18 protein-coding genes are annotated in these 21,386 nt (G+C 71.8%); 8 read left to right on the top strand and 10 right to left on the bottom strand.

The genetic code is table 11. The features are described from left to right. Positions 1-22: 22 nt before the first annotated feature. Both AC1DP1_RS04840 and AC1DP1_RS04845 read right to left on the bottom strand, forming a co-directional pair. Positions 23-892: an aldo/keto reductase gene (locus AC1DP1_RS04840; protein ID WP_477505881.1), complete on the bottom strand. Its 870-nt coding sequence runs from the start codon at positions 890-892 to the stop codon at positions 23-25. A gap of 65 nt (positions 893-957) precedes the next feature. Then, positions 958-1,536, bottom strand: a complete 579-nt coding sequence (locus AC1DP1_RS04845; RefSeq protein WP_477505882.1) for a TMEM165/GDT1 family protein — start codon at positions 1,534-1,536, stop codon at positions 958-960. A 311-nt stretch (positions 1,537-1,847) separates the two neighbouring features. Between AC1DP1_RS04845 and AC1DP1_RS04850 the strand changes: the two genes are divergently transcribed. Next, complete coding sequence (locus AC1DP1_RS04850; protein WP_477505883.1) at positions 1,848-2,204, top strand: MmcQ/YjbR family DNA-binding protein; 357 nt, start codon at positions 1,848-1,850, stop codon at positions 2,202-2,204. Positions 2,205-2,306: 102 nt separating this feature from the next. Beyond that, entirely contained in the window at positions 2,307-4,487 is a 2,181-nt protein-coding gene (locus tag AC1DP1_RS04855; RefSeq protein ID WP_477505884.1) for an acyltransferase family protein, read from the top strand. A gap of 7 nt (positions 4,488-4,494) precedes the next feature. Here AC1DP1_RS04855 and AC1DP1_RS04860 read toward each other — a convergent pair whose 3' ends face one another. Both AC1DP1_RS04860 and AC1DP1_RS04865 read right to left on the bottom strand, forming a co-directional pair. Beyond that, positions 4,495-4,884: a DUF6069 family protein gene (locus AC1DP1_RS04860; protein WP_457190661.1), complete on the bottom strand. Its 390-nt coding sequence runs from the start codon at positions 4,882-4,884 to the stop codon at positions 4,495-4,497. After that, a complete protein-coding gene (locus tag AC1DP1_RS04865) occupies positions 4,881-5,894 on the bottom strand; it encodes an RNA polymerase subunit sigma-70 (RefSeq protein ID WP_477505885.1) in 1,014 nt (337 codons plus the stop codon). Before AC1DP1_RS04865 ends, AC1DP1_RS04860 begins: the two co-directional genes overlap by 4 nt. A 205-nt stretch (positions 5,895-6,099) precedes the next feature. On the opposite strand from AC1DP1_RS04865, the gene AC1DP1_RS04870 reads away from it, so the two are divergent. The 3 genes from AC1DP1_RS04870 (at position 6,100) to AC1DP1_RS04880 (ending at position 10,841) form a co-directional block, all read left to right on the top strand. Continuing rightward, positions 6,100-9,075 (top strand): reprolysin-like metallopeptidase, encoded by a 2,976-nt coding sequence (locus AC1DP1_RS04870; RefSeq protein WP_477505886.1) that lies wholly within the window; start codon positions 6,100-6,102, stop codon positions 9,073-9,075. A gap of 138 nt (positions 9,076-9,213) precedes the next feature. After that, positions 9,214-9,774, top strand: coding sequence for a hypothetical protein (locus AC1DP1_RS04875; protein ID WP_477505887.1), 561 nt, complete (start codon positions 9,214-9,216; stop codon positions 9,772-9,774). A gap of 86 nt (positions 9,775-9,860) precedes the next feature. Then, positions 9,861-10,841 (top strand): lysylphosphatidylglycerol synthase domain-containing protein, encoded by a 981-nt coding sequence (locus AC1DP1_RS04880; protein ID WP_477505888.1) that lies wholly within the window; start codon positions 9,861-9,863, stop codon positions 10,839-10,841. 6 nt (positions 10,842-10,847) lie between these two features. Here AC1DP1_RS04880 and AC1DP1_RS04885 read toward each other — a convergent pair whose 3' ends face one another. Beyond that, complete coding sequence (locus tag AC1DP1_RS04885) at positions 10,848-11,660, bottom strand: META domain-containing protein (protein WP_477505889.1); 813 nt, start codon at positions 11,658-11,660, stop codon at positions 10,848-10,850. A gap of 207 nt (positions 11,661-11,867) precedes the next feature. On the opposite strand from AC1DP1_RS04885, the gene AC1DP1_RS04890 reads away from it, so the two are divergent. From AC1DP1_RS04890 to AC1DP1_RS04900, 3 genes are read left to right on the top strand one after another with little or no spacing between them, the layout of a single operon-like run. Next, positions 11,868-13,334, top strand: coding sequence for a basic amino acid/polyamine antiporter (locus AC1DP1_RS04890; RefSeq protein WP_477505890.1), 1,467 nt, complete (start codon positions 11,868-11,870; stop codon positions 13,332-13,334). A gap of 24 nt (positions 13,335-13,358) precedes the next feature. Then, positions 13,359-14,645, top strand: a complete 1,287-nt coding sequence (locus AC1DP1_RS04895) for an arginine deiminase (protein WP_477505891.1) — start codon at positions 13,359-13,361, stop codon at positions 14,643-14,645. Positions 14,646-14,653: 8 nt separating this feature from the next. Continuing rightward, complete coding sequence (locus tag AC1DP1_RS04900; protein WP_477505892.1) at positions 14,654-16,318, top strand: alpha/beta hydrolase; 1,665 nt, start codon at positions 14,654-14,656, stop codon at positions 16,316-16,318. Between the two features lie 60 nt (positions 16,319-16,378). Here AC1DP1_RS04900 and AC1DP1_RS04905 read toward each other — a convergent pair whose 3' ends face one another. The 5 genes from AC1DP1_RS04905 to AC1DP1_RS04925 all read right to left on the bottom strand — a co-directional run bounded on the left by AC1DP1_RS04905 (position 16,379) and on the right by AC1DP1_RS04925 (position 21,330). Next, the gene (locus AC1DP1_RS04905; RefSeq protein WP_477505893.1) at positions 16,379-16,852 is read right to left on the bottom strand and encodes a MarR family winged helix-turn-helix transcriptional regulator; all 474 of its coding nucleotides are present in this window, start codon (positions 16,850-16,852) and stop codon (positions 16,379-16,381) included. Between the two features lie 17 nt (positions 16,853-16,869). Beyond that, positions 16,870-18,327 (bottom strand): MFS transporter, encoded by a 1,458-nt coding sequence (locus tag AC1DP1_RS04910; protein ID WP_477505895.1) that lies wholly within the window; start codon positions 18,325-18,327, stop codon positions 16,870-16,872. A gap of 156 nt (positions 18,328-18,483) precedes the next feature. Next, positions 18,484-19,338, bottom strand: a complete 855-nt coding sequence (locus AC1DP1_RS04915) for a CPBP family intramembrane glutamic endopeptidase (RefSeq protein ID WP_477505896.1) — start codon at positions 19,336-19,338, stop codon at positions 18,484-18,486. 112 nt (positions 19,339-19,450) lie between these two features. Next, positions 19,451-20,110, bottom strand: a complete 660-nt coding sequence (locus AC1DP1_RS04920; protein WP_457190639.1) for a response regulator — start codon at positions 20,108-20,110, stop codon at positions 19,451-19,453. Then, a complete protein-coding gene (locus AC1DP1_RS04925; RefSeq protein ID WP_477505898.1) occupies positions 20,107-21,330 on the bottom strand; it encodes a sensor histidine kinase in 1,224 nt (407 codons plus the stop codon). Before AC1DP1_RS04925 ends, AC1DP1_RS04920 begins: the two co-directional genes overlap by 4 nt. Between the last annotated feature and the right edge of the window lie 56 nt (positions 21,331-21,386).

Genomic DNA, 21,386 nt, shown 5'->3' on the forward strand with positions numbered 1-21,386 from the left:
GGGCTCCTGGCTTGTCCCTGGGTCAGCTCGCGTCGAGGCGCGCCAGCTCGTCGGCGGTGAGCTCGATCTCGGCGGCCGCGGCCGAGTCGGTGATCGAGGTGGACCGCTTGGCGCCCGGGATCGGGATGACGACCGGGGACTGGGCGAGCTCCCAGGCCAGCGCGACCTGCTGCGCGCTGACGCCACGCTCCCGGGCGATCTCGGCGAAGGCGGGGTGCTTGTCGGCGAGCTCCTTGGCGTCGGAGAGGCCGCCGAGCGGGCTCCACGGCAGGAAGGCCAGGCCGAGCTCCTCGCACACGTCGATCTCGGGCCGGCTCGAGCGGAACTTCGGGCTGAACTGGTTCTGCACGCTGACCAGCGCGGCGCCGAGGACCGCGTGTGCGTCGCGGATCTGCTGCGGGTCGGCGTTGGAGAGGCCGACGTGGGCGACCTTGCCGCTGTCGGCGATCTCCTTCAGCGTGCCGATGACCTCGTCGTAGGGGACCTTCGGGTCGGGCCGGTGGTGCTGCCAGAGCGCGATCTGCTCCACGCCGAGGCGCTGCAGGCTGGCGTCGACGGCCTCGCGGAGGTGGGCGGCCGAGCTGTCGGTGTCCCAGCCGCCGCCCTCGGTGCGGACGTGGCCGCCCTTGGTGGCGAGCACGACCCGGTCGCGGGCCCCGAGCTCGTCGAGGATCGAGGCGATCAGCCGCTCGTTCTCGCCCTGGGCGCCGGCGCCCTTCTCGTCGCCGGGGCCGTAGGCGTCGGCGGTGTCGAGGAGCGTCACGCCCGCGTCGAGGGCCGCCGACACGGTGTCGAGGAGCTGCTGGCGGGGCTGGCTGCCGGTCTGGTCGAAGGTCATGAGGCCGAGGCCGATGGCGCCGACCTGCTGCTGTCCGAGAGTGCGCGTCTGCATGTCACGACACTACGACGCGCGAGGTCAGGCGTTCAGCCCCCGAAGGGCGAGGACGTCGCCGGACCTCAGAGGGCCGTCCAGCCCTGCCAGACGAGCAGCAGGCCGAAGACGACGAACGCCCCGGCGGCGCCGTACGTGATCGCCTTCTCGGGCAGCTGGCGGCCGAGGAGCGCGCCTGCGGCGATGGCCAGCGCGTCGGCGGCGACCATGCCGATGGTCGAGCCGATCCAGGTGCCGAACCAGCCCTCGTGGGTGGCGAGGGTGATGGTGGCGAGCATGGTCTTGTCGCCGAGCTCGGCGAGGAAGAAGGCGACACCGACGGCGAGGACGGCCGCGCCCTGGCTGGTGCGGGCCTTGTCGGCCTCCTCGTCGGTGAGCTCGTCGCCGCGCAGCGTCCAGGCCGCGAAGAACAGGAACGCGAGGCCGGCGGCGATGTTGATCGACGGCTGGTAGTCGCTGAAGGCCTCGCCGATCGCGACGCCGATGCCGACCGAGGCGAGGTGGACGATCGCGGTGGCGACAGTGATGCCGATGATCACGTCGCGGGCGCGGTAGCGGGTGGCGAACGTCATCGCCATGAGCTGGGACTTGTCGCCGAGCTCGGCGACGAAGATGACGGCGGTGCTGATGAGCAGCGCTTCCATGGGGGCGGTTCCTCTCCGGCCCGGCCGGAGGTGACCCCGGGAGCCGGGACGCGCCTTCGACCAGGCACGTCCGGGTGGGGTCGTGTGAATCTGGTCGAAAGTCTCGTCCGCCACCACGAGGTGGCCCTGCGCGCCGGACCGGAGAGGTCAGTGTGTCGACACGCCTGTTGGGGACTACTCCCTTTCAGGGTCCAGCCTAGGCGGCGTCGGGACGTACGGCCTCATCGACCGTGGGTGATCCCGCCCACGCGCAGGCGGTGGCCTGGGCTGACGTCGATGCAGATCGACCGCGCCGGGTCGATACTGACGGCATGGCGGTGGTCGACGACGTCCTCCCGTTGGGAGCCAGCCTGGACCGGTCCTACGTGGTGACCGTCCGGGGTCGTCTGAAGTTCCGGGTGGGCTCGATCGTCTACACGGCGTTCTCCCAGGACGAGTCGGTGATGGGGTTCGCCTTCCCCAAGGAGGAGCGGGCCGCGCTCGTGGACAGCGATCCTCGCTTCCACCTGCCGAGCGAGGCGGACATGCGGTTCAACTGGGTGCACGCGACGCTCGCCGACCTCGACCCGGCAGAAGCACGTGAGCTGGTCGTCGACGCCTGGCGGATGGTCGTCCCGCAGAAGCTGACGCGCGCCTGGGACGAGGCCCACCCCGGCGGACCCGGCTGACCGTGCCGTCGCCACCCGACGAACTGGGGTCCGGACCCCATCGGACGACCCGTCCAGCGCGGTTAGCGTGACGGAGACCTGCTCTCGTCCGTGAGGATCCTCGTGACCCCCGCACCTCCCGACCGGGCCGTGAGCACGAAGGCCGTACGCCGTGGCTTCCGCGACGACATCCAGGGCATGCGTGCCCTGGCCGTCCTCGGCATCCTGGTGTTCCACGCCGGCATCGCCCCCTACCCGGGCGGGTTCGTCACCCTCGACGTCTTCTTCGTGCTCTCCGGCTTCCTCATCACCACCCTCCTGCTGCGCGAGGTGGCGAAGACCGGGACCATCGACCTCGTCGGCTTCTACGTCCGCCGGGCGCGACGGATCCTGCCGGCCGCCACCGTCGCGATCATCGGCACCGTCGTCGCGTCGTGGCTGTGGTTGAACCCGCTCGACGCGCGGGACGCCTCCGTCGACGGCGTGTGGGCGGCGCTCTTCGGGGCCAACGTCCGCTTCGCCATCGAGGAGACCGACTACTTCACCGCGACCGACCCGCCGTCGCCGCTCCAGCACTTCTGGTCGCTGTCGGTGGAGGAGCAGTTCTACCTCGTCATGCCGCTCGCGCTCCTCGCGTCGATCGTGGTGGCCGCCCTCGTGCTGCGGCGTCGCGACGTGCGCGCCCACCGGGCGGGCATCGTCACCGTGCTCGCCCTGGCGACCGCGGCCAGCCTGGCGTGGTCGGTGCACGCGTCGACCGCCTCGCCGGAGAGCGCGTACTTCTCCACCTTCACCCGCGTGTGGGAGTTCGCCGCCGGCGGCCTGCTCGCCGTGTTCGCGCCCCGCCTCGCCCGCGACCTCGGCCACATGGCGCGCAACGTCGTCGCGGTCGCGGGCCTCGGACTGATCGGCGTCGCCCTGTTCGTCGTGACCGAGGCGTCGCCGTTCCCCGGTTGGCTCGCGCTGCTGCCGGTCCTCGGGACCAGCGCGGTGATCCTCGCGGGCACGGGTCTCGACGACTCGCCGCTGCCGCTCGCCCAGCGGGCCCTCGGGGTGCGGCCGATGCGGGTCGTCGGCGACGCCTCCTACTCCCTCTACCTGTGGCACTGGCCGGTGCTCGTCGTCGCCGAGCAGCGCGTCGGTCGCGACCTGCGACCCGTCGAGCTGCTGGTGGCGCTCGGTGTGACCGCGGTGATGACGTGGGCGTCGTACCGCCTCGTCGAGACGCCGTTCCGCACGGTGCGTACGGCGAAGCGCCCCCGCGGCATGCTGCTCTACCCGGCTGCCGTGTCGGTCGCCGTGGCCTGCTGCCTGACCGCCACCAGCCTGATCGACCGCCAGCTGGAGGGGCAGGACGCCCCGATCTCGGCCGACGACTACGAGCGGACCGTCGACGGCTCGCGGATCTCGGACGACCCGTGGGTCGGCCTCGTGCAGGCGTCCGTGCGGGCCGCGGCCGCCGAGCGGCGGATCCCCCGCGACATCCGACCGGAGCTGCGCGAGCTGAAGGACGACCGGGCCGACCTCGGCGACTGCGAGTACATCGGGACCCCGACGGACCTGTGCCCGGCCGGCGACCTCGACGCCGACCGGACCATGGTGGTGCTCGGCAACTCGCACGGCCGGCACTGGATCCCGGCCTTCGACCGGATCGCCGAGCAGGCGGGCTGGCGCACCTACTACCTGGTGAAGTCGCAGTGCACCCCCGCGCGCGTGCAGATGGTGCGGGGCGGCGGGAAGGTCAAGCCGTGGCAGGGCTGCCTCGACTTCAACGCGTGGGCGGAGGACCGGATCCGCGAGCTCGACCCCGAGCTCGTCGTCGTGTCGACGTCGGGTGCGCCCAACGTCGAGGTGGACGGCGAGGTGGAGCGCAGCACCGACGGTGTCGTCGCGGAGCTGGAGAAGGGTTTCGACCGGCTCTTCGCCGACCTGCTCCCGCTGACGAAGCGCCTCGTGCTGCTCGAGGACGTGCCCCGGCGCACGATCTCGCCCGAGCGCTGCCTGGCCGAGAAGGACGCCCACCTGGGCAGCTGCCTGAGCGGCACCGCCGAGCGGGCCGACCGGGTCACTCGCACGAGCATCGAGGCCGCCGACCGCGCCGGCGTCGAGGTGGTGCCGACGCGGCAGTGGTTCTGCGACGACGGCCGCTGCCCGGCGGTGGTCGCCGACATGGTGGTGCAGCGCGACGAGGGCCACGTGACGACGACGTACGCCCGCTCGCTCACGACGCCGCTCGGCCGCGCCCTCGGCCTGCTGCCCGAGGCGAGGGGCGGCGGGAAGGGCGCGAACGGCGGCGGGCGCTGAGGCCGGGTCAGGCCGGGGTGCGCAGGGTGCGCGCGACGACCGGGACCACGACCGCTGCCGCGAGCAGGTGGAGCGCGACGAGCGTCGCCGCCGTGCCCGCGTCGGCGGCGGCCAGGAAGGGCGGCACCAGCGACACCGCGGTGAGCACCACCGTCGTCCTCAGCCACCACTGCACCGGGCTGTCGCTCCACCGCGACAGGGCCGCGGCGATGAGCACCCCGAGGACGGAGAAGACGACGGTGACGAAGGCGATGCCTGACACCGGGATCGCCTCTCCGCCCGTCACCTCGAGGTCGACGCCGGCAGCCCGGGCGAGGCCCGCGACGACGGCGTTGAGCGCCGCGGCCGCCACCGCGGCACCGAGCCCGGTGACGGCGAGACGTCGACCGCGGCTCATCGCTCGCCACCCTCGGCCGGCAGGCGCTCGGGCAGCCCCAGCGACTCGAACCGTTCGGCGCCGAAGATGGTGACCTCGGTGACCAGGCCGCCGGCGACGCGCAGCACGTCGATCGTGAGCGGCAGGTGCGCCGCCTGCTCCTCGTTCCAGAGGTAGCAGGCGACCGCGGGCTGACGGTTGACCGCCGTCGGGACCGCCCGCAGGCCGGTCATCTCCGGGAAGCCGTTGGCCGTCCAGTCCGCGACGACCGCGTCCCGACCGACCAGCAGGCCCTCCCACGGCGGCATCGAGTAGCGCACGTCGTGCCGCAGCATGGTGGCCACCGTGTCGATGTCGGCGGAGACGCTGGCGTCGGTGAAGCGGCGCACGAGGTCGCGGTTCCCGACGTCGCCGTCGTCACCGGTCCACTCCTGCCGCTCGCTGGGCAGGTGCTCGCGCATCCCCGCGCGGGCCCTCTGCAGCGCACTGTTGACCGAGTTCACCGAGTCGCCGAGCAGGGTGGCGACCTCCTTGGCCGGCCAGCCCATCACGTCGCGGAGGATCAGCGCGGCGCGCGGACGCGGGGCGAGGTGCTGCACCGCGACGACGTAGGCCAGCTCGATGGTCTCCCGCGCGAGCGCCTTGCTCTCCGGGTCGTCGGCACCGTCGGCGGGCAGCTCGTCGAGGAGGCTGTCGGGGTAGGGCTGCAGCCACCTCACCTCGCCGCCGCGCGCCGGCTCGGGCCGGCGCTGCGCGATCAGGTCGAGGCAGGTGTTGGTGGCGATGCGGTAGAGCCACGCCCGCACCGTCGAACGTCCCTCGTAGGTCTCCCGGGAACGCCAGGCCTTGAGGAACGTCTCCTGCACCGCGTCCTCGGCGTCCTGGAACGAGCCGAGCATCCGGTAGCAGTGGACGTGCAGCTCGCGGCGGTGGCGCTCGGCCAGGTCCGCGAAGGCGCTCTCGTCCATGCCCGGGAGCGTGCCCATCACGACCGCCTCCCCCGTTCGTTCCGTCCACATGTCGATGGTCATCGTTCATCCTTCCGTCCGTCGTGTCCTGTCGCCATGTGTGACGGAGGTAGGCGCGCGAACTCATCACTTGGACTGAAATTTCCGTCACACTCCCGGGAACGCTCGCGGCGGAGGATGGTGTCCACCCCCGTGAGGGTGCATCTACCCCACCCCCGCAGCGCCTAGTCTTCAGGCCCCCGTCCCGCCGTGAGATCCGAGGATCTGCATGTCCCGTCCCTTGCGCTACCTGTCCCTGCTCATCTCGGCCGTCATCGCCCTCGCGGGCCTGCAGGCCCTGGCCCTCTCCGGAAGTGCCGCTCCACCCGACGACGGCTACTGGGCGGCCACCGACCGACGCCCCGGCGGTGACCGGGGCGACAGCACGAGGCGCGTGGAGCCCAAGCGCTACGCCGCCTTCACCCTCGACCGCGCCGGGATCAGCGCAGCCCTTGATCGGGCCCCCGCCGAGGAGTCCGCCCGCGCCGACGACGCCGGGGCCGTCGTGACCGTCCCCGCGCCCAACGGCGAGCTCATCGACTTCCGCGTGCAGCAGGTCGCCGTGATGGAGGACGGCCTCGCCGCCCGCCACCCCGAGCTGACCACCTACGCCGGTCGCGCCGTCGGCGACCCGACCGCCACCATCCGCCTGGACCTCACGCCGATGGGCTTCCACGCCTCCGTGCGTGGCGACGGCAACCGGTCCGCCTGGTACGTCGACCCGGCCTGGAACGGCGACGACAGCCTCTACCTCTCCTACCGCCACGGCGACCTGCCGCGCAGCGACCGCGGCCTGGTCGAGCCCGAGCTCGACGAGGACACCGTGAAGCGCCTCGGCACGAGCCTGGCCGAGGCGCCCGGCACCGAGGTCTCGCTGCGGACCTACCGCCTGGCGCTCGTCACCGACCCGTCCTACGCGACCTACTTCGGCACCGAGAACGTGCTCGCCGAGAAGGTCACCCTGATGAACCGCGTCAACCAGATCTACAACGACGACCTCGCGGTCCGGATGGTGCTGATCGACGACACCGACAAGCTCAACCTCGACACCGCCGCCAAGGCCACGGAGCCCAACGGCCCGTGCGGCTCGGCTCCGTGCTTCACGCCTGCCCAGCTGACCAGCTGCGCCGGCGCCTCGCTCAACCGCAACCGCATCGTGCTCGGCCAGCTCGTCGGCGCCTCCAGCTACGACGTGGGCCACCTCGCGCTCGGCGTCAACGGCGGCGGCGTCGCCGGGCTCGGCGTGATCGGCGGTGACGGCAAGGCCCGCGGCTGCACCGGCCTGCCTGCTCCCGAGGGCGACTACTTCGCCGTCGACTACGTCGCGCACGAGATCGGCCACCAGTTCGGCGGCCCGCACACGTTCAACGGCACCGAGCTCAACTGCTCCGGCAACCGCGGCGGCTCGCCGTACGAGCCGGGCTCGGGCAGCTCGATCATGGCCTACGCCGGCATCTGCCAGCAGGACAACCTCCAGCCGCACAGCGACCCGTACTTCTCTCAGCGCAGCATCACCGACATCAGCAACACCGTCACCGCCACCCGCGCGCCGATCAACGACATCCAGACGGTGTCGCTGCGTGGCTTCGACACCGACGGCGAGTCGTTCACGCTGAGCTTCGACGGCACCCAGACCGCACCGATCGTGCGCGGCACCAACTACACCGTCGCCGGCATCGACGCCGCGATCGAGGCCGTCACGGGCGTCGGCACCGTCGACATCCGCAACTTCGGCAGCACGAGCACCACGGTCATCGACGACACGGGCTTCGAGGTCCGCTTCACCGGTGCGCCGTACGCCGGCACCGACGTCGCGGCCCTCGGCCTCGCGCCGGCCTCGGGTGACGTCACCGGCTTCGTCGGCGAGACCGCCCAGGGTGGTCCGCAGCGCAACGGCGGTTCCACCGTCACGCCCACGGGCAACCACGCCCCCGTGGTGACGGCCCCGGAGACGAAGACGATCCCGATCCGGACGCCGTTCGCCTTGACCGGCCAGGCGACCGACCCCGACGGCGACCCGCTCGTGCACATCTGGGAGCAGAACGACCGCGGCGGTGCCGCCGGCACCGCGCTCGGCAACCAGACAAAGGTCGACGGCCCGCTCTTCCGGATCTTCGGGGTGCACGCCCCGGTGACCCCGGCCGGCGCGCTGCAGATCAACTCGCCGGGTGAGAACCTCGCCACGTCCAGCCCGACCCGGGTGTTCCCGGACATGGCGCAGATCCTGGCCAACAACACCAACGCGATCGACGGCACCTGCCCCGCGATGCCGCCGAAGCCCACCACGCCCGGCACACCGGTCCCGCTGCCCGCCGTGCCCGTCACCGAGTGCTTCGCCGAGTGGCTGCCGACCGCCGACTACGTCGGATCGGCAGCGAACCCCAGCGTCGGGTGGGCCGGCAACACCGAGCCGTCGCTCAACTTCCGGTTCACCGCGCGTGACCTCGCCCCCGAGGGCGGCGGCTACGCCTACGGGGACGTCAAGCTGCTGCTCGACAAGACCAGCGGTCCGTTCCGCGTGACGTCGAAGGCTGCCACCACCGCCGCGGCGGTGGGCGGTCGCACGGAGACCATCTACTGGACCAACAACACGAGCGCCCTCTCGGCCAACGTGAGGATCAGCCTGTCGATGGACGGCGGACAGACCTTCCCGACGGTCCTCGCCGAGACCACGCCCAACGACGGCAACGCCCAGGTGACCTGGCCCGACGTGGCCACCACCAAGGCGCGGATCAAGGTCGAGGCGGTGGAGAACTACTTCTTCGACGTGAACGACGCCGACATCACGATCCTGTCCGACAACGACGGCAGCACCCCCGGTCCGACGCCGACCACGCCGCCGACCACCCCGCCGACCACCACCCCGCCGCCGCCGACCACCCCGCCGGCCGACAAGGTCCGCTCGCGGATCTCGACCAAGATGGTCAAGCCGGTCGAGGTGAAGACCCGCGTCAAGCTGCGGGTCACCGTGCGGGCCACGGAGGTCGTCCCGTCCGGCAAGGTCCGGATCACGGTGAAGGGCGCCGGGAAGTCGAAGTCCTGGACGAAGACGCTCAGCGTCCGGGGACGGAGCAGCGTGCTGCTGCCGCGCTACGCCCGCACCGGCAAGGTCAAGGTCGTCGTCCGTTACCGCGGTGACGACAAGGTCGAGGCCGGGAAGAAGAAGATCAGGTTCGCCGTGGTCGATCGCGGTCGCCGCCGCTGACGCAGCAGGCATGACGAGGGGCCGTCGGTGGCGACACCGGCGGCCCCTCGTGCGTCGCGACACGTCCCGGCGTCCGTCCGGGTCGTGTCGCCCGGTCCGGGTGATCCTCCCGGCTGACCCGGCCGCGACGATCGCTCGATGGAAGCACCGGTGCTGGTCCTCGTCGGGGTGCTGCTCGCGGTCGGAGGCATCTGGTCGATCCGCCTGGTGCTGGTGTGCGCCGGGGCCGGGGCGGCCTGGCTGGTGGCCGACGCCTTCGGGGCGAGTGCGGGCACCGCGGCCCTGGTCGCGGCCGCCAGCGGCCTGCTCGCCCTGCTCGTCGGAGTGCTTGCCGCGCGCGTGCTGTTCTTCGTCGTGGGACTGGTGGTGGGTGCGGTCGTCGGAGCGCGCCTCTTCACCATCCTCGACACCGGTGACGCGAGTGTCCTGCTGGCCGTCGTCTTCGTGCCTGCCGTCGCAGTCGTCGGCGGGGTGGCCCTCGAGCGCTGGCGGGAGCGGTTGGTCGGTTGGGTGACTGCCATCGGCGGGTCTGCCCTCGTCCTGGCCGGCCTGGGTCGCGTCGACTCCGACGTCCGGGTCGTCGGCGACCCGGGGGACTACGGCGAGCAGGCGATCTCCGTCGCGGCCTGGGTCGCGCTGGCGGTCCTGGCCCGCGTCGTCCAGAGAAGGGTCGGTGGGTCCCGCGGCAGGTCGTCGTGACCCCCGACGGTTTCACGGCAGGCGGACCGCCCCATGAGGCACACGCCGGCACGTCCGCGCGCCACCGCCCGCCGTGGCTCCGGCCGGTGGTCATCGTGGTCATCGTCCTCGTCTGTGGGTGGCTGGCCTCCACGTTCCTGGGCGCCATCGACTGGTCGTCGGTGGGAGAGGCGCTCGGCCGGCTGACGGTCTGGCAGCTGCTCGCGCTCCTGGCGGTCCTGCTCGTGCGCCAGACGTTCAACGCCCTCCCGCTCGCGTTGTTCATCGACGGCCTGGGCGCGGGACGCGCCTTGCTCAGCGACCTCGTCGCGTCAGTCACGGCTGTCGTGGCGCCCCCGCCGGGCGACCTGGTCATCCGCGTGGCCATGTTCCGCGGCTGGGGGATCGAGGCTTCACGGGGCCTCGCCGGAGCCACGATGAACATGGTCGTGTTCTACGTGAACCGCTTCGCCGCGCCGCTCATCGGCCTTTCGGTCCTTGCCGTCCTGGGCAGTGGCACCCCGCCGGTGGCGGGCGCCGTGGTGAGCATCGCGATCGCGGTCGTGCTTGCCGTGGTCGTCTCGCTCGCCGTCCGCCGTGAGCAGTTCGCCGCCCGGCTGGGGAGGACGGCCGCGAACATCGTGCGGCGCGTGCGTTCCTCGGTCGACCCCGATGCGTGGGTCCGCTCGTCGACCGGGTTCCAGCAGCACATCGTGGCCGACTACCGACGGGCCTTCGCGCGGTCGCTGCTCGCGCTGAGCGCCATGGTGCTGTCGGACGCCTGCATCCTGCTGCTGGCCATCCGGTTCGTCGGCGTCCCCGCGGAGGCGGTGCCGGCGTACGAGGTGATCGGCATCTTCTTCCTGGCCTACCCCCTGACCCTGCCGCCGATGATGGGCCTGGGCATCTACGACGTGGTCCTGCTCGGGGCGTTCATGGAGATCGGCGGCGACGCGCTCGAGCCCGAGCTGGTCGCGGCGCTCACAGTGTGGCGAGCCGTGACGATCCTCGGCCCGGTCATGCTCGGCGGGGTCGTCACCCTCGTGTGGCGGCGACGCCTGGGCGCGGCGACCGCGGACCCGCCGTGACCCGGGTCAGCGGATCTCGAAGAAGAGGCCCTCGCCACCCTGGGTGACGACCAGGAGGTGGTCGTGGAGCTCGGCGGAGTCGCTGGGGCCGTCGAGCAGGGCCAGCACCGCGCGCTCGGTCTGACGCGCCGGACCGGTGCAGCGCCCGCGCTGGAGCGTCACGTTGGAGAAGACCAGCGCCGTCCCCTCGACCTGCACGGTGACGCGTCCGCTCCGACACCCGGTGAACAGGCGCGACAGTCCGTTCGCCCCGACGTCGAGCCGCGGTCGGCGGGTGTCGACCGGAAGCCGGGACACGGACCCGTCGGACACGGTGCCGACAGCGGTCCAGGTACGCCCGAGCAGGCTCGTGAGGTCGTCGGGGGTGTCCGTCCCGAGCTCGATCGTGACCCCGCCGGCCTGCAGCGTCAGGGCGTCTCCCTCGACCGTGGCGTCGACGCCGGCGCTGAAGAACTCGGTGAGCCAGCGGTCCTGCTCGAGGAGGTCGGGGTCGCACATCATCATCGTGGCGGCCGGCTCGGACGCCCATGCGATGGTCGTGCCGTCGACCTCGAACGGCCCGAACACGGTGTTGCACCCGGCGTTGACCGACATGGTCTCGCCCTCGAACCCGACCTCGACGGTCGTCCCCTCCGCCAGCTCTGCGCCCTCGACGGAGGTCGAGGCGTACGACCTGCCGTCCAGCGCGGCGGCATCGACGGTCGCGGCGGACGAGGTGTCCGCCGTCGACGGGGACGGCGAGGAGGACGAGTCCGAGCTGTCGGAGTCGGCACACCCGGCCAGGACGGCCGCGAGCAGCACTGCCGTGCCACCGCGCATGACCGAGCTCAAGCCTTGGTGAAGCACGTCCCCCCGACTCCTCTCCTCGGTCCCTGCCGTCGTCGTGCCGAGTCTGCTCACGGCGCGGACGGGGTGGCCTCCCCCGCAACGGGGGACCCGCTCGGGGCCGGCACGTCGGAGGATCGCACCCATGCGCGCCTCGGGGCACACGCCCGTCCGACCGGCCGCCACTGCCCGGGGGACGGCATGACCGCGCCCGGCACGCAGCCGGCCCCTCCTGCGGAGAGCAGCCCCGTCCAGAAGATGACGCTGCCGACCCTGACCGCCATGGTCATCGGCGGCATGGTGGGGGCCGGGGTGTTCTCGCTGCCGGCCCGGTTCGGCGTCGCCACCGGGATCCTGGGGTCGCTGATCGCCTGGGCGATCGCCGGCGCGGGCATGCTCATGCTGGCCTTCGTCTTCCAGAACCTCGCGCTGCGCAAGCCGGACCTGGACTCGGGCGTCTTCATCTACGCCAAGGCAGGCTTCGGCGACTACGCCGGCTTCAACTCCGCCATCGGCTTCTGGGCGAGCACCGTCGCGGGAAACGCCTTCTACTGGGTGTTCATCACGGCGACGCTGGGAGCGTTCTTCGACAGCTTCGGGGACGGCGACACCGTGCTGGCACTCGTGCTCTCGACACTCGGCGTCTGGTTCTTCCACGTCCTCATCGCCCGCGGGGTGAGGGATGCGGCGGTGATCAACCGCATCGTCACGATCTTCAAGATCATCCCGATCCTGGTGTTCATCGTGGTGCTCCTCGTGAACCTCGATGCCGACGTCTTCGCCGACAACTGGACCGCCTACGGCTACGGCGACCTCGGCTCGCTCGACGAGCAGGTGCGCAACACGATGATCATCACGACGTTCGTGTTCATCGGGATCGAGGGGGCCAGCGTCTACTCGCGCTACGCCCAGAAGCGCGAGGACGTGGGCCGAGCCACCGTCATGGGCTTCCTCAGCGTGCTGTCGATCTTCTCGCTGGTGACGCTCTCCAGCTACGCCGTCCTGCCGCAGCCGGAGATCGCCGCCACCCGGCAGCCCTCGATGGTCGGCGTCTTCCAGTCGGTCGTGGGCGACTGGGGCGAGGTCTTCATCAGCGTGGCGGTCATCGTGTCCGTCCTGGGTGCCTACCTCGCCTGGACGTTGATGGCCGCCGAGGTCATGTACATCCCGGCGCGACAGGACGACTTCCCGGCGTTCCTCGGACGTGAGAACGAGGCAGGGACGCCGATCACGGCCCTCGTCGTCACGTCGATCGCCATCCAGTCGGTGCTGCTGCTGACGCTGGTGGTGGCGGACGCGTTGAACTTCCTCCTCGACCTGTCCACGAGCCTTGCCCTGCTGCCCTACCTCCTGGCTGCGGCGTACTCGCTGAAGCTGGCGCTGACCGGGGAGTCGTACGAGGACGAGGCGCCCCGGGTGAAGCTCCGGGAGGGGATCGTCGCGGGGGCAGCCACGGTCTACACGCTGTTCCTCTTCGATGCCGCCGGCCTCGAGTTCCTGTTGCTGTCCGCGGTGCTCCTGGCGCCTGCGTCGCTCCTCTACGTCAAGGCGCGCAGCGAGCGCGGTCGGCGCATCTTCACCCCGGCCGAGATCGGCCTCTTCGTCATCATCGTGGCCGCCGGCGTCGTCGGCGTCGTCGGCCTGTGGACCGGCCGGATCGCCCTCTGACGCACCGCACGGAAGGATCGACACATGACCAGTGACCAGAACCCAGGACCCGAGGCCGCCAGTGGCGGCGCCGCGTCGGCGTACGGCGTTCACTCGGAGGTCGGCCGGTTGCGCAAGGTCCTGGTGTGCTCGCCCGGCCTCGCGCACCGCCGGCTCACGCCGACGAACTCCGACTCGCTGCTCTTCGACGACGTCATGTGGGTCGACAACGCCGAGAAGGACCACGCGGCCTTCGTGTCGGAGCTCGAGGCGCGCGGGGTGGAGGTGGTCGAGCTCCACGACGTCCTCGCGCAGACGATGGCCGTGCCGGGGGCCAAGGACTGGCTGCTGGAGCGGAAGATCAGCCTGAACCAGGTGGGCTACGGGCTGGTGGACGAGACCCTCTCCTTCCTGCGCACGCTGGACGAGGCCAAGCTCGCGGAGCTGCTGATCGGCGGGATGGCGACCAGCGACCTCCCCGACGACTTCCGGTCCGGGTTCGTCGCGCTGGCCCGCGAGTCCACCGGGGCGCGGGACTACCTCATGCAGCCGCTGCCCAACACTCTCTACACGCGCGACACCACGTGCTGGCTCTACGGCGGCCTGACGATGAACCCGCTCTACTGGCCGGCACGTCACGACGAGACGCTGCTCTACAAGGCGATCTACGAGTTCCACCCCGACTACGCCGGGTCGAAGGTGTGGTGGGGCGACCCCGAGCTCGACTGGGGGCTCGCCACCATCGAGGGCGGGGACGTGATGCCGATCGGCAACGCCACGGTCCTGGTCGGGATGAGCGAGCGGACGTCGCGCCAGGCCATCACCCAGGTCGCGCGCGCCCTCTTCGAGCAGGGGGCCGCCGAGCGCGTGGTCGTCGCCGGGATGCCCAAGCTGCGCGCCGCCATGCACCTCGACACGGTGTTCACCTTCGCCGATCGCGACGTCGTGACCTACTTCCCGGGCATCGTGGACGGCATCCACTCGTTCTCCCTGCGCCCTGGCGACAACGTGCACGGGATCGAGGTCACCGACGAGGGCGACCGGGCGTTCGTCGACGTCGTGGCCGAGTCCCTGGGGCTCTCCGAGCTCCGGGCGCTGGAGACGGGGGGCGACGTGTACGCGTCCGAACGCCAGCAGTGGGACAGCGGCAACAACGCTGTCGCGGTGGAGCCGGGGGTGGTGTTCACCTATGACCGCAACACCTACACCAACGCGCTGCTGCGCGACGCCGGCGTCGAGGTGATCCCGATCGTCGGCGCGGAGCTCGGCCGGGGCCGTGGTGGCGGGCACTGCATGACCTGCCCCATCAGCCGCGACCCGGTCGACTACTGACGTCAGGAATGGGTGCGGTGCCCGGGTGGCTCGAGCGAGCGGTGGAGCTGGTCCGTCGCTCCCGCCTGCTCCCGGCCGGGCTGGCGTTCGCGATCGGCTTCGCCTGCCTCTCGCTGACCCCGTCGCTGCTGCCCCGTTCCCCGCTGGCCCAGGGCGTGGTCAGCGGCGCCGCCGCAGCCTCGGGGTACGGCGTCGGGGTCTTCCTCGCGTGGTGCTGGCGTGGGCTGCGCGACCGACCACGGGAGCCCTGGCCGGACCTGGCTCGATCGGTCCTCCTGGTGGGAGGGGTCGCGGCCCTGCTCACGAGCCTCGCCGCGGGCGTGCGGTGGCAGGCCGAGGCCCACGACCTGGCCGGGACGGAGGCGACGCCCGTCGCGTTCGTGCTCCTCGTGCCACCGGTGACGCTGGTCGTCGCCGCGCTGTTCCTCGCACTGGCGCGTGGCGCGCGGGCCGCCTCGCGACGGGTGGCCCGGCTGCTGGAGCGTCGACTCAGGCCCTCGGTGGCACGGGTCCTGGGAGTCGTGTCGGTGGGCTTCGTGGCGTGGGCACTGCTCAGCGGGGTGGCGGCTGACGCGGGGCTGCGCGCGCTCGACGCCTCGTTCGCCCTCGGCGACCTCGAGACGCCGGAGGGGATCGAACGACCGTCGACGCCGCTGCGCTCCGGCAGCGACGAGTCGGTGATCGACTGGGACGACCTGGGCGTGGAGGGGCGGACCTTCATCGGCACTGGACCGAGTGCCGAGGAGATCGGCGAGCTGACGGACCGCCCGTCGATCGAACCCATCCGCGTCTTCGCGGGGCTCGCCAACGCCGAGGACACGGAGCAGCAGGCCGCCCTCGCGGTGGCGGACCTCGAGCGGGCCGGCGGCTTCGAGCGGCAGCACCTCCTGGTGGTCACCACCACCGGGACGGGGTGGGTCGAGCCGAGCGCGGCGAGCGGCTTCGAGTACGTCACCGGTGGGGACTCCGCGATCGTCGGGATGCAGTACTCGCACCTCCCCTCCTGGCTGTCCTTCGTCGTCGACTCGGCCCGCGCCCGTGACGCCGGGAGGGCCTTGTTCGACGCGGTCTACGCGCGCTGGTCGAGCCTTCCGTTCGACGAGCGGCCGGAGCTCTACGTCTTCGGTGAGAGCCTCGGGTCGTTCGGCGCCGAGGCCGCCTTCAGCGGCGAGTTCGACCTCGACAACCGGACGTCGGGGGCGCTCCTCGTGGGTCCGCCCAACTTCAACCCGCTCTACCGCAGCTTCATCGAGGACCGGGACGCCGGCTCGCGCGAGGTCGAGCCGGTCTACCGGGAGGGACGGATCATCCGCTTCACCACGAAGGCCGAGCGTCCCCAGCCGGAGGACGAGCCGTGGACGGGGAGCCGGGTGCTCTACCTGCAGCACGCGTCCGACCCGGTCACCTGGTGGAGCCCCGACCTGCTGCTCACCCGACCCGACTGGCTCGAGGAGGCGCGCGGCGACGACGTGCCCGGTGCCATGCGGTGGGTCCCCTGGATCACCTTCCTGCAGGTGTCGGCCGACCTCGCCGCGGCCTTCTCGACCCAGCCCGCCCACGGGCACAACTTCTCGGGTGAGCACGCCGCCGGCTGGGTCAACGTGCTGCAGCCCGAGGGCTGGACGCCGGACATCACCGAGCGGCTGCGGCAGGAGCTCGCGCGCTACCCGTGACCGCCGCTCGCGACACCCGGGTCGAGTCGAGCGCGAGGAGCAGGGCTCGACGAGCGGATCTCACCTGTGCTGGTGCGGCGACATCTCCACGGCATCGTCGATCGCATCGTTGAAACGCCCCAGGCCCGCTGCCAGGTCAGCCGCGACCTGCTCGCCCAGTGTGTCCACGATGGCGCGGAGACCGGCGGCCCGGACCTCGGACTCGCTCCGGTAGGCCGCCTCGCCGGCGGCGGTCGCTCGGACCAGCATCGCGGGGGACTCCGGGTCGTCGTACCGCTCGACGTAGCCGTGGCCGACCGCCGTGTGCACCTGTCGGTTGATCGTGGACTGATCGAGGTGCAGGTACTCCGCCAGCCCACGCAGGGTGTGCGGGCCGTGCTCGATCACCAGCCACAGGATCTTGAACGCAGAGCCGTCGAGTGCAGTCGCCGACGAGTGGGTCTCGCGCCGTCGACCCAGCCGCATGAGCTCGTGCCGCAGCGTGGTCAGGGTCTCGTCGGTGACGGGCGGGGGTGATGTCGTGGGTCGTGGCATGACCGCCTCCTCGGGTCTCAGGCGCCGCCGGCCACCGTATCGACCGTGGCCTCGTCGAGGTCGGCGCCGATGGCGTCGGCACGGCGGCGGACGACGGGCACGGTCGAGGCGATGGCGACGCCGATGAAGGCGGCGAGCGCTCCGACGATGAAGCACCAGCGGAACGCCGACTCGCTCGGGACCGCGAAGCCGCCGAGGTCCGTCGTGCTGCTGGTCAGGAGCGTGGCCATCACGGCCGCTGCCAGCGTCGTGCCGGTCGAGCGCATCAGACCGTTGACACCGACCGCCGAACCGGCCTCGTGGGCCGGGACGGAGTCGAGGATCAGCGTGGGCATGGCGGCGTAGCCGATGCCGACACCGGCAGAGGCGACGCAGGAGGCGAGCAGCAGCTGCCACGGGGCGTCCATCATGACGAGGGCGACGAGGTAGCCCGCACCGAGGACGGCGGCGCCGATCATCAGCGTCTGCTTGGCGCCGATGCTCCTCATCAGGCCGCTGGAGACGGGCGCGAAGACGAGCATCATCAGCCCCGCCGGCGCCATCCAGAGCCCGGCGGCCAGGATCGACTGGCCGAGACCGTACCCGGTGATCTCCGGCATCTGGAGCAGCTGGGGCACCACGATCGACTGCGCCATCATGCCGAAACCGATCGCGACGGCGGCGAGGTTCGTCAGGAGCACGGCCGGTGCCGCGGTCGTGCGCAGGTCGACCAGGGGCTCGTCCTGGCGCAGCTCGAAGGCGCCCCACGCGAGCAGGACGAGCAGGCCGACGACGATCGCGGTCCACGTGCGGCCGCTGTCCCAGCCCCACGTGCTGCCCTTGGAGACGCCGACGAGGAAGCACGACAGGCCGATCGCCAGGCCGACGGTTCCGGCGACGTCGAGTCGTCCCGACGAGCCGTCGTGCACGTGCGGCACGGCGACCCAGGTGAGGACGGTGATCACGGCGGCCAGAGCGGCAGCCACCCAGAATAACGCGTGCCAGTCACCGGAGTCGGCGATCCAGGCCGCCAGCGGCAGGCCGATCGCACCACCGACGCCGAGCGTGGCGCTCATCGTGGCGACTCCGGTCGAGGCCATCTCCGGCGGCGCGAACTCACGGATGAACGAGATCCCGACGGGGATGAAGCCCATCGCGAGACCCTGCAGGGCGCGGCCCGCCAGCATGGGGGCGAGCGAGTCGGACAGCGCGCACACGGTCGAGCCGACGAGCAGCAGCGCAGCGCTCGCGGTCAGCACGCGTTGCTTGCCGACCATGTCGGCGATCCGCCCCGCGACCGGCATGGTGACCGCCGCAGCGAGCAACGTGATGGTGATGACCCACGACGCGTTCGATGCCGACGTGGAGAGGAGCCCGGGCAGCTCACTCTGGATCGGGATGACCATCGTCTGGGTCAGGGCGGCGCTGAGGCCACCGGCGCACAGGACCCCGATGGCGAGTCCGGGGTGTGCAGGCGTGGAAGACGGATTGCTCATGTGTGCAACATACATATGTTGCCTATGACAACCAATTCGGCGGCTCCCACCCTCCTCACGGTCAGCGCCGGGAGGAGCGTCCCGACCTGGGAAGCGAGGAGCTGGTGGTGCCCGGTCGGGCACCACCAGCTCCTCACTGATCGACTGTCGCCGGGCCTAGGCGGCCCGGGCCAGCTCGCGCTCGCGCACCTCCACCGCGGCCGGTTCGGTCCGCCACACCCTGGCGCGAGCCAGGAAGAACGCCCCGACCACGGCCACCGCCGCGAAGGTGGCGATGCCGCTCTCGCCGGCGACGTAGGCCAGGTCGGCCTCCGAGCCCGCCACCACGGCCGCCGCACCGATACCGAACGCGATGTTGACTGCACCGTGCGCCATCGCAACGGGCCAGACGCTGTGCGTCCGGTCCCACACGTAGGCGTAGAAGACGCCACCCATGGTGATCGTGGCGACCACGACCGGCGCCACGAGCCAGCGGCTGCCGTGCTCGTCGTACGTCGTGGCGATGAGGATCAGCGGCAGGTGGAAGCAGCCGTGGATGAAGCCGGTGACCAGGGCAGCCCGGCGACGGCTGGTGAGCTGCTGGATCCTCGGCAGGAGGTAGCCCCGCCAGCCGATCTCCTCGGCCAGGAAGAGGACGGTCATGAACGCCAGCGTGCTCGCCAGGTTCAGGCTCCAGGACGCCACGCCCGACGACGTCAGGTCGACCGGGCGCAGGTCCGCGACGTCCAGCGCCAGAGCAGCGCCGTACGCACTGCCGGCCAGCAGCATGGGCACGAGGACCGCGAACGCCCACAGTCGCTTGCCTGAGCGGTTCAGCCCGAACTCCCCCCACAGGGCGCGGCGCCTGCCGCGGGGGGTGACGGTGAACGTGATGATGACCAGCGCGGTGATGGGGGCGAAGGCGCTGAGCAGCACATTGATGCCGGCGTGGGGCAGCGCGGTGGCGATGCCGATGGCCAGTGAGAAGGCGAGCACGAGATAGGTCGTGGCCTCGCGTAGTGGTCGTGACATGCGAACCTCCGGTGGCTGTGCCGGCCTGTCTGGCCGCTCCACCAATCTCGCCGCCGGGGAGGGTCCCGCACATCTGTCCGGGGTCCTCACGCGTCGAGACCCGAGGCAGAGGTCAGCTGCTCCCGGGGACGGTCAGGCCCGACTCGTAGGCGTGCATCACCAGCTGCGCCCGGTCGCGGCACTCCAGCTTGGTGAGGAGGTGGCTCACGTGGGTCTTCACGGTGCCGTAGCCCATGTGCAGCGAGTCGGCGATCTCCTGGTTCGACAGGCCGCGCGAGACCGCGACCAGCACCTCGCGCTCACGATCGGTCAGGCCGTCGTCGGCGGGGGACGCCGGGCGGCCCGGGAGGGTCGCGAACTGCTCGATCAGGCGACGTGTGACCGAGGGCGCGAGCAGCGCGTCGCCGGCGGCGACCACCGAGATGGCGTCGAGCAGCTGGGTCGGCCTGGTGTCCTTGAGCAGGAACCCGCTGGCCCCGGCGCGCAGGGCCTCGTGGACGAGCTCGTCCTCGTCGAACGTGGTCAGCACGAGCACGTGCGTGCCGGCACACCGCGGGTCGGCCATGATCCGGCGCGTGGCCTCCAGGCCGTCCATCCGGGGCATGCGGACGTCCATCAGGACCACGTCGGGCGTCGTACGACGACACAGCTCCCAGGCCGCGGCGCCGTCACCCGCCTCGCCGACGACCTCGATGTCGGGGCTGGAGCCCAGGAGCACGACGAAACCGGAACGGACCAGCTCCTGGTCGTCGACCACCGCCACCCGGATCACGGCGCCACCGCCATCGACGAGGGCAGGTGTGCCGCCACCCTGAACCCGGCTCCGTCGAGCGCGCCGTAGTCGAGGGTGCCACCCAGCAGCCGGGTGCGCTCGCGCAGGCCCACCAGCCCGTGCCCGCCCGGGACACCGACACCGGCCGGAGCCCGTGACCCGCCGTGACCGTGGTCCCTGACCTCGACGTCGACCCCGTCGGGCACGTAGGCCACCGTCACCTGCGCCTGCCTCGCGCCGGAGTGCTTGAGCACGTTGGTCAACGACTCCTGGACGATGCGGTAGGCGGTCAGCTCGATCGCGGTGTCGAGCGGACGCACCGCACCGCTGACGGTCAGGGAGACATCGACGCCGGCCTCGCGGACGTCGTGGACGAGGTCCTCGAGGTCGTCGATGCCCTGGAGGGGCGAGACCGCCGGGTCCGCGTCCTCGGCCCGGAGCAGGCCCAGCATCGAGCGGGTCTGGGCCAGCGCCTTGCGGCTGGTCTCGGCGATGATCTCGAGCGCGCGCTCGGCGGCGGCCACGTCGGTGCGGATCACGTGCCCGCCGACGCCGGCCTGCACGGCGATCAGGGACATGCTGTGCGCGACGACGTCGTGCAGCTCCCGGGCGATCCGCAGCCGCTCCTCGACGACGGCACGGGCCGCCAGCTCCCGGGCCGCGGCCGCCTCCTGCTCCGCGATCCGCAGCCGCTCGGACTGCTGGATGCGGCGCGAGCGGATCGCGTCGCCGAGCGCCCACGCCGTGAGGAGGAGGGCGCAGGCCTGCAGGAGGTCGGAGGTGCCCAGGTCGGGGACGTCCAGCACGGCGAGGCCGATGAAGACGAGCAGGCAGAGGACCAGCCCGGCCACGCCGTTCCTCCGTCGGCTGTGCGCCGCGAGGGAGTAGAGGCTGAACAGCAGCAGGACCGAGAGCAGGCCGATGTAGTGGTCGGTCAGTGTCACGACGAGACAGCACGTGACGAACACGGTGAACGCGGCCACCGGCCGGCGGCGACGCCAGACCAGGGACAGGCCCGCCACGAGCGTGGCAGCCACCGACAACGGGTCGGCGGGGTCGAGCCGGGGGTCGATGCCGGCGATGTCGGTGCTGAGCAACGACGCGACGGACAGGGTTGCGGCGGCGAGGCCGATCGCGAGGTCCAGGTAGGGCGACAGCCGCCGGGCCAGCGCCTCCCAGGCTCCGCGGTCGAGCGCGTGCTCGGCATCGCGACCCGTCATCCCGGCAGGCTACGCCCGAGCGACGGTCCGGACCTCTGTCTGCAGACGGACCCGCC

Source organism: Nocardioides sp. P4_G10 (assembly GCF_056401175.1).